A 7,804-nucleotide genomic window follows, 5' to 3' on the forward strand; every position below is an offset into this window, starting at 1 on the left:
ACCCGGACCGTAAGCACGGTGTTAGGGTAAAGTTCCCCTGAAACGGAGGCCATCATGGCAGAGCGGCTGTCGGCGGACGCACGCAAAGAGGCGCTGGGTGGTATCCCGGGCTGGACCGAGGTCCAGGGCCGCGACGCCATCGGGAAAACCTTCGTCTTCAGGGACTTCAACGAGGCGTTCGGCTTCATGACCCGGGCCGCGCTGGTCGCCGAGAAAATGGATCACCATCCCGAATGGCGCAACGTCTACAAGACGGTCGAGGTGGTGCTGTCCACTCACGACGCCGGTGGCGTCACCAATCTCGACATCGAACTCGCTACCAAGATGAACGGGATTGCCAAGCTGACGCAGGGCTGACGTCTTGCGGGCAGCATGCGCATCCCCATCTTGTGATCGTCACCGGATGCGGCCTTCGGCCGCGCCGGATCGAGCGGGGAGTTTGCAAAGATGGCTGCCGAACACAGCGTCGGCTTCGAACCGGCCGATCGGCTCGCGGAAGATCGGGAGAGTGTTCGACGTCGCTTCTGGCGCAAGCTGAAGCGCGTCGCCGCGCAGCTGCCGTTCGCAGAAGACCTGCTCGCCGCCTATTATTGCGCGTTCGACCGGCAGACGCCGCGCCACGTCCAGGCCTCGCTGCTGGGCGCGATTGCCTATTTCATCCTGCCGTTCGACTTCATTCCCGACGTGATGCCGGTGCTCGGCTTCACCGATGACGCCGCCGTGCTTGCCACCGCCATCCGCATGGTCGCGAGCCACATCACCTCGGAGCACCGCGAGGCGGCGCGAGCCGCGCTGAAGCGCGGGGTGGATGAGGCGGAGGAGAAGGCGGAGGCGGCGTAATAGCGCGCGCGACCTCAGCCACTCACACCGCCGTCATGCCCCGGCTTGACCGGGGCATCCAGTACGCCGCGCCTTCCCGGCTCCGCCGCTGACGTCTCTGGAAAACTGGGTCGCCCGGTCGAGCCGGGCGACGACAGCGGAGTTTTTGGCGCATCCTCACGGATGCAAGATCACCTTGCCCATGGCTTGGCGTCCCGCCAGCACTTTCAGCGCGTCGGCGGTCTGCGCCAGCGGGAAGGTGCGGTCGACATGCGATGAAATCTTTCCTTCCGCCGTCCACTTCACGAGCTTCTCGAGATTGGCGCGGTTCTTGGCGGGATTGACCCGGGTCCATGCGCCCCAGAACACGCCGCGGATATCGCAGCCCTTCAGCAGCGCGAGGTTCAGCGGCATCTTCGGAATATCGCCGGCGGCAAAGCCGATCACCAGGAAGCGCCCTTCCCAGGCGATCGAGCGCAGCGCCTGTTCGGCGTAAGCGCCGCCCACGGGATCGAAGATGATGTCGACGCCCTTGCCGTCGGTGAGTTTGCGCAAACCTTCCTTCAGATCTTCCTTGGCGTAGTTCAGCGTCAGCTCGGCGCCGTGCGCTTTGGCAAAGGCAAGCTTCTCGTCCGACGAAGCGCAGGCGATCACTTTCAGGCCCATCAGCTTGCCGAGCTCGCAGGCGGCAAGGCCGGTGCCGCCGGCCGCACCCAGCACCGCGAGCGTCTCGCCCGGCTTGGGGCTGGCGCGATCCTCCAGCGCATGCAGCGCGGTGCCGTAGATGATGATGATGCCGGCCGCGCGGTCGTAATCGAGATTGTCGGGGATCTTCACGATGGATGCCGCCGGCAGGGCGATCTTTTCACGCGCGCCGTTGTGGCCGCACGACGCGACCACGCGGTCGCCGACCTTGAGATCAGTGACACCGGGGCCGATGCTCTCGATCACGCCCGCAACCTCCGCGGCCGGCGAGAACGGGAAGGGCGGCTTGATCTGGTACTTGCCCTGAATCATCAGGATGTCGAAAAAATTCAGGGCTGCCGCCTTGATCGCGATCACGGCTTCGCCGGGACCCGCCACCGGATCCGGCACATCGGCGAGCACGAGATCGTCGGGCTGGCAATATTGCGAGCAGAGAATGGCTTTCATGGCGGCACCTGAAGCGTTTCGAGGGAATTATAGTTGGGCCGGTTTTGCCGGATTTGGTGCGGCCCGACAATCCGGATTCTTTGCCCGCGGCGATGCGCAGGCCTATCCTCGTCATTGCGAGCGCAAGCGAAGCAATCCAGAGTCCGCCCTGCGGAAAATAGTCTGGGATTGCTTCGCTGGTGCTCGCTATGACGGAGTGTGTGGAAACAGCGAGGATTCAAACGATGTTTGAAACAGGCCTGCTCAAGAACAAGCGCATCCTCGTCACCGGCGGCGGCTCGGGCCTCGGTGCGGCAATGGGCCGACGCTTCCTCACGCTCGGCGCAGAGCTCGTGATCTGCGGCCGCAAGCGCGATCGTCTGGAGGCAACCGCAGCCGAGATGCGCGCGCAAACCGGCGGCAAGGTCACGACATCAGCCTGCGATGTTCGCGACGGCGCCGCCGTCGCCGCGATGATGGATGCGATCTGGCGCGAAGCGCCGCTCGACATCCTCGTCAACAATGCCGCCGCGACTTTCATCGCGCAGAGCGAGCATCTGTCCTTCCGCGCGGCCGATGCCATCCTGGCGCCGACGCTGCATGGGGCGATGTATTGCACGCTCGCCGCGGGCAAACGCTGGATCGACGGTCGGCACAAGGGCGTCGTGCTCTCGATCCTGTCGACCTCGACCATCACCGGCCGCGCCTTCACCGTTCCCTCGGCAATGGCGAAATCGGCGGTGTTGGCGATGACCAAGAGCCTGGCGGTGGAATGGGGGCCGAAGGGTATCCGGACCGTGGCGATCGCGCCGGGGCCGTTCCCGACGCCGGGTGCGTCCGGACAGTTGCGGCTCCAGGGCCGTGACGACAGCCTGATGCGCAATCCGCTGGGCCGCACCGGCGACCACAGCGAGCTGGCCGACCTCGCCAGCTTCTTGATTTCCGATCGCGCCGCTTACATCAACGGTGAGATGGTGGTGATCGACGGCGGCGCGCATCTGCGCAGTTCCGGCGCCGAGGACCTGTTGCAATGGTCGGACGCGCAATGGGCCGAACAACGCGCCGCGCGGTCCAAAAGCTGACCGTCTCGCCCCGCTAACTGCCTTCCCAAATTGAACTTTCCCGGCTATCCCTGACCGGGGACAAAGCGCGACCGGGCCATCTTCCAGTCACAATATTGAGGGAACCACTCCGGCATGTGGCGGGTGCTCTTTTTGGCTTTGATGACTGGCGTGACGGCGTGGGGAACAGGTGATTCCGCGCGCGCGCAGACGGCGCAACCGGCGCCGAAGACTGCGGCAAAACCCGCTGCCGCCAAGACGGCTGCGAAGACGGCAGCCAAGCCCGAGGGCAAGTCGGTCCCTTCAGCGGCGGTCGCGGGTGGTGCGGAGCCGACCCTGATCGGCCAGTTCGGCACCTGGGGAGCCTATTCGGCGACACCCAATGGCAAGAAGGTCTGCTTTGCCCTGGCCAAGCCGTCCTCGTCCAAGACCAATCCGCCGAACCGGCCGCGCGATCCCGCCTATGCCTTCGTCTCGACCCGGCCGGCCGAGAAGGTGAACAACGAAGTCTCGGTCATGATCGGCTACGCGCTGAAGCCGGGCTCCGAATCCACCATCGAGGTCGGCGGCGCCTCCTTTGCGATGTACACGCAGGGCGACGGCCTCTGGATCAAGAACGCGGCCGAGGAGGAGCGGATGGTGGAGGCCATGCGCAAATCCGCCGATTTGGTCGTCAAAGGCGTCTCGGCCAAGGGCACGGAGACGACGGATACTTTCTCGCTGAAGGGCCTTGCCCAGGCGCTCGACAAGATCGCGCAGGATTGCAGGCATTAAGGCTGCGGGCGAGAAGGTCGCAATCGGCCGTTCCGGTTGCTATATAGGGGCGGTTCCAGAATTTCAGTCGTTATGACCGGGCTTGACCCGGCCATCCACGCGCTGCGACAGGCGGAAAAGAACGTGGATGCCCCGACAGGCCCGGGCATGACGAGACAGCAAACTACTCAGGTAGCCAATGCAACCGACGACCGAGCCGCGCGACGCAATCCTGGTGGAGAAGACTCCGCTCGAAACCTATGTGCCGCTGGCAAAACCCTCGCTGATCGGATTGTCGCGCACTGAGCTTGCCGATCGCCTCGGCGAGATCGGCGTCGCTCCGGCGCAGCGCAAGATGCGCGTGCAGCAGCTTTGGCACTGGCTCTATTTCCGCGGCGCCCAGAGCTTCGACGACATGACCTCGATCTCGAAGGGCATTCGCGCCGAACTCGCGCAGCGCTTCACCGTCGACCGGCCCGAAGTCGTGGCCGAGCAGATATCCAATGACGGCACCCGCAAATGGCTGCTGCGGCTGCCGAGCGGCGACTCCGTCGAGAAGGCGCACGAAGTCGAGTGCGTCTACATTCCCGAGACCGATCGCGGCACGCTTTGCGTTTCTTCGCAGGTCGGTTGCACGCTGAACTGCGCCTTCTGCCACACCGGCACGCAGCGCCTGGTGCGCAACCTCACCGCCGGCGAGATCGTTGGCCAGATCATGGTCGCGCGCGATCGCCTGAACGACTGGGCCGACCGCGAGGACGGCACGCGCCGCGTCACCAATATCGTGATGATGGGCATGGGCGAGCCGCTCTACAATTTCGACGCGGTGCGCGATGCGCTTCTGATCGTCGGCGACAACGAAGGCATCGGCATCTCCCGCCGCCGCATCACGCTGTCGACCTCGGGCGTGGTGCCGAACATCGTGCGCGCCGGCGAGGAGATCGGCGTCATGCTGGCGATCTCGCTGCATGCGGTGCGCGACGAGCTGCGCAACGAGCTGGTGCCGCTCAACCGCAAATATCCGATCAAGGATCTGCTGCAGGCCTGCCGCGACTATCCCGGCGCCTCGAACGCGCGCCGCATCACCTTCGAATATGTGATGCTCAAGGGCGTCAACGATTCGCTCGACGATGCAAAGCTGCTGGTGAAGCTGCTCAAGGGCATTCACGCCAAGATCAACCTGATCCCGTTCAATCCCTGGCCCGGCACCGCCTATGAATGTTCGGATTGGGACCAGATCGAAAAGTTCTCCGAATACATCTTCAACGCCGGCTATTCCTCGCCGGTGCGCACGCCGCGCGGCCGCGACATCCTCGCTGCCTGCGGCCAGCTCAAGTCGGAGACGGAAAAGCTGTCGGCCAGGGAACGCCAGGCGCTGCGCGCCATGGCGATGACGGATTAGCCTGATGTGCGCGCCGTCGCATCCTCGTCATTGCGAGGAGCGTAGCGACGAAGCAATCCAGCCTGCCTCCGCGGAGGCATCTCTGGATTGCTTCGCTACGCTCGCAATGACCGAGAGAGTCCCGTCATGTCCCTGATCGGCCGCCTCATCATCATCTTTATCGGCTTTCTCGCCGCCTGTTTCGTCGGCGGCATGATCGTGGTCGGCGCGCTGCTGTTTCCGGAGTTTTCCGATCTCGGCGCCGGTCCCGTCGATCAGGGCACGATCGACATCCTGCTCGGCTTCGGCTTCATTTTTGTTTCTGGTTTCGCGCTGGTGCCGGCGGCGGTGATCGTCGCGATCACCGAAGCGCTCTATATCCGCAGCGCGCTGGCCTACGCTGTCGGCGGCGGCCTCGTCGGGCTCGCCTGCTATCTCGGGCTCGTTCCGTTCGACTCCGAAACATTGCGATTCGAAGGCATCGTGCGCCGGCATCTGGAGATCATGACCGGCGCGGGCATCGTCGCCGGAATCGTCTACTGGCTGATCGCCGGCCGCAACGCCGGGGCATGGCGCATCCCGCCGGCCCCGCGCCAGCCGCCCCCGCCGCTGCCGTCGAATTCGCGGCCGGAATGACGGAATCCTGGGTTTTCATCGTCGTCCCGCTCCGCTAAACCGCGCGCCATGAACCGGACTGGACTCTTCATCGCCCTTTCGCTGTGGCTCGTGATCGGCGTCGTTTTCGGCCTCTATCCCGAGCTCGATCTCAAGCTTGCCGCGCTGTTCTTCGATCCTGCGACCAAGACGTTTCCGCTCAAGCAGAACGGCTGGGCCGAGATCGCGCGGGACGCTGCGATGTGGGTCTCCTGGGCTTGCGTGCTGCCGTCGCTGGTCGCACTGGTGGTGAAAATGATCAGGCCCGACCGTCCCCTGATGGTGTCGGGCCGCACGATCGTGTTCCTGCTGGTCACCATCATCCTGTCGGCCGTCATTCTCTCCAACCTCGCCTTCAAGACCTATTGGGGCCGCCCGCGGCCGGTGGTGGTGACCGAGTTTGCCGGCGACCAGCAATTCGTGCCGTGGTGGGATCCCCGCGGCGGCTGCGCGCGCAATTGCTCGTTCTTCTCGGGCGAAGGTGCAACCGCGTTCTGGACGCTGGCGCCGGCCGCGCTGGCGCCGCCGGCGTGGCGGCCGCTCGCCTATGCCGGCGCAGTCGTGTTCGGGGCCGTGACATCAGGACTCCGCATGGCCTTCGGCGGACACTTCTTCACTGACGTCGCGACCGCCGGCCTCGTCACCTTCGTCGTGATCTGGTTCGGTTTCGCGCTGATCTACCGCTGGCCGCGGACCCGGTTTTCGGACGAGGCGGTCGATGCGGCTCTGACCCGTCTGAACATGCCCGCCTACCGGCTCCGCCAGCGCCTGTTCAGCCGCAAGGCGGGTCCCGAGCCCTCGGTTTGAGCCATTAAATGCGTGCCGAGCCCTGCGAAATTTGATATTCGCGCGGTCAAACACGCCCCTCATCAGCCCTGAGACCCGATTGGAAGCCCCATGACCACGATCCTGAAAAGCCTGCCCAAGGGTGAGAAAGTCGGCATCGCTTTTTCGGGCGGCCTCGACACCTCAGCGGCGCTGCTCTGGATGAAGCAGAAGGGCGCGCGCTGCTACGCCTATACCGCCAACCTCGGTCAGCCCGATGAGGCCGATTACAACGAGATCCCGCGCAAGGCGGAGGCATTCGGTGCCGAGAAGGCCGTGCTGGTCGATTGCCGGACACAGCTCGTCCACGAGGGCATCGCCGCGATTCAATCAGGCGCCTTCCACATCTCGACCGGCGGCATCACCTATTTCAACACGACGCCGCTCGGGCGGGCGGTGACCGGCACGATGCTGGTGGCCGCTATGAAGGAGGACGGCGTCAACATCTGGGGCGACGGCTCGACCTTCAAGGGCAACGACATCGAGCGCTTCTATCGCTACGGCCTTTTGACCAATCCGTCCTTGCGCATCTACAAGCCCTGGCTCGACCAGCAGTTCATCGACGAGCTCGGCGGCCGCGCCGAGATGTCGGCGTTCATGACCGCGCAGGGCTTTGCCTACAAGATGAGCGCCGAGAAGGCGTATTCGACCGACAGCAATCTGCTCGGCGCCACGCACGAGGCCAAGGATCTCGAGAGCCTCGACAGCGGCATCAAGATCGTCAACCCGATCATGGGCGTGCCGTTCTGGCGCGACGACTGCGTCGTGAAGGCCGAGAAGGTGGTGGTGCGTTTCGAGGAAGGTCAGCCGGTCGCGCTGAACGGCAAGACCTTCTCCGATCCCGTCGCGCTGTTCCTCGAAGCCAACGCCATCGGCGGCCGCCATGGCCTCGGCATGAGCGACCAGATCGAGAATCGCATCATCGAGGCCAAGAGCCGCGGCATCTACGAGGCGCCGGGCATGGCGCTCCTGCATATTGCTTACGAGCGCCTCGTCACCGGCATTCACAACGAAGACACCATCGAGCAGTATCGCATCAGCGGCATGCGCCTCGGGCGTCTGCTCTATCAGGGGCGCTGGTTCGACTCGCAGGCGTTGATGCTGCGCGAGACCGCGCAGCGCTGGGTCGCCCGAGCCGTCACCGGCGAAGTCACGCTCGAGCTGCGCCGCGGCAACGACT

General features: G+C 64.7%; 9 protein-coding genes. 8 read left to right on the top strand and 1 reads right to left on the bottom strand.

All coding sequences use genetic code 11. From position 1 onward, the window contains the following. Positions 1 to 54 precede the first annotated feature (54 nt). Both IF809_RS28970 and IF809_RS28975 read left to right on the top strand, forming a co-directional pair. Positions 55 to 357, top strand: coding sequence for a 4a-hydroxytetrahydrobiopterin dehydratase (locus IF809_RS28970; protein ID WP_462839253.1), 303 nt, complete (start codon positions 55 to 57; stop codon positions 355 to 357). 90 nt (positions 358 to 447) lie between these two features. After that, positions 448 to 840 (top strand): YkvA family protein, encoded by a 393-nt coding sequence (locus IF809_RS28975; protein WP_462839254.1) that lies wholly within the window; start codon positions 448 to 450, stop codon positions 838 to 840. 156 nt (positions 841 to 996) lie between these two features. Here IF809_RS28975 and IF809_RS28980 read toward each other — a convergent pair whose 3' ends face one another. Then, on the bottom strand, positions 997 to 1,971 hold the full coding sequence (locus tag IF809_RS28980) for an NADPH:quinone oxidoreductase family protein (protein ID WP_453981307.1): 975 nt from the start codon (positions 1,969 to 1,971) through the stop codon (positions 997 to 999). 224 nt (positions 1,972 to 2,195) lie between these two features. On the opposite strand from IF809_RS28980, the gene IF809_RS28985 reads away from it, so the two are divergent. The 6 genes from IF809_RS28985 to argG all read left to right on the top strand — a co-directional run. Beyond that, complete coding sequence (locus IF809_RS28985; protein ID WP_462839255.1) at positions 2,196 to 3,032, top strand: SDR family oxidoreductase; 837 nt, start codon at positions 2,196 to 2,198, stop codon at positions 3,030 to 3,032. Between the two features lie 114 nt (positions 3,033 to 3,146). Then, entirely contained in the window at positions 3,147 to 3,785 is a 639-nt protein-coding gene (locus tag IF809_RS28990) for an invasion associated locus B family protein (RefSeq protein ID WP_462839256.1), read from the top strand. A gap of 178 nt (positions 3,786 to 3,963) precedes the next feature. Further along, entirely contained in the window at positions 3,964 to 5,166 is a 1,203-nt protein-coding gene (gene rlmN, locus IF809_RS28995) for a dual-specificity RNA methyltransferase RlmN (protein WP_128963326.1), read from the top strand. A gap of 126 nt (positions 5,167 to 5,292) precedes the next feature. After that, a complete protein-coding gene (locus tag IF809_RS29000; RefSeq protein WP_462839257.1) occupies positions 5,293 to 5,781 on the top strand; it encodes a hypothetical protein in 489 nt (162 codons plus the stop codon). 48 nt (positions 5,782 to 5,829) lie between these two features. After that, the gene (locus IF809_RS29005; RefSeq protein ID WP_128963328.1) at positions 5,830 to 6,606 is read left to right on the top strand and encodes a phosphatase PAP2 family protein; all 777 of its coding nucleotides are present in this window, start codon (positions 5,830 to 5,832) and stop codon (positions 6,604 to 6,606) included. 90 nt (positions 6,607 to 6,696) lie between these two features. Next, positions 6,697 to 7,804 (top strand): argininosuccinate synthase (argG, locus tag IF809_RS29010; protein ID WP_462839258.1); only part of this gene is annotated, 1,108 nt, incomplete at its 3' end.

The organism is Bradyrhizobium sp. UFLA06-24, assembly GCF_054967145.1.

Coding starts and splice junctions, on each gene's coding strand:
- IF809_RS28990 (WP_462839256.1), top strand. CDS start 3,147: ATGTGGCGGGTGCTCTTTTTGGCTTTGATGACTGGCGTGACGGCGTGG.
- IF809_RS28980 (WP_453981307.1), bottom strand. CDS start 1,971: ATGAAAGCCATTCTCTGCTCGCAATATTGCCAGCCCGACGATCTCGTG.
- rlmN (WP_128963326.1), top strand. CDS start 3,964: ATGCAACCGACGACCGAGCCGCGCGACGCAATCCTGGTGGAGAAGACT.
- IF809_RS28975 (WP_462839254.1), top strand. CDS start 448: ATGGCTGCCGAACACAGCGTCGGCTTCGAACCGGCCGATCGGCTCGCG.
- IF809_RS28985 (WP_462839255.1), top strand. CDS start 2,196: ATGTTTGAAACAGGCCTGCTCAAGAACAAGCGCATCCTCGTCACCGGC.
- IF809_RS29000 (WP_462839257.1), top strand. CDS start 5,293: ATGTCCCTGATCGGCCGCCTCATCATCATCTTTATCGGCTTTCTCGCC.
- IF809_RS29005 (WP_128963328.1), top strand. CDS start 5,830: ATGAACCGGACTGGACTCTTCATCGCCCTTTCGCTGTGGCTCGTGATC.
- IF809_RS28970 (WP_462839253.1), top strand. CDS start 55: ATGGCAGAGCGGCTGTCGGCGGACGCACGCAAAGAGGCGCTGGGTGGT.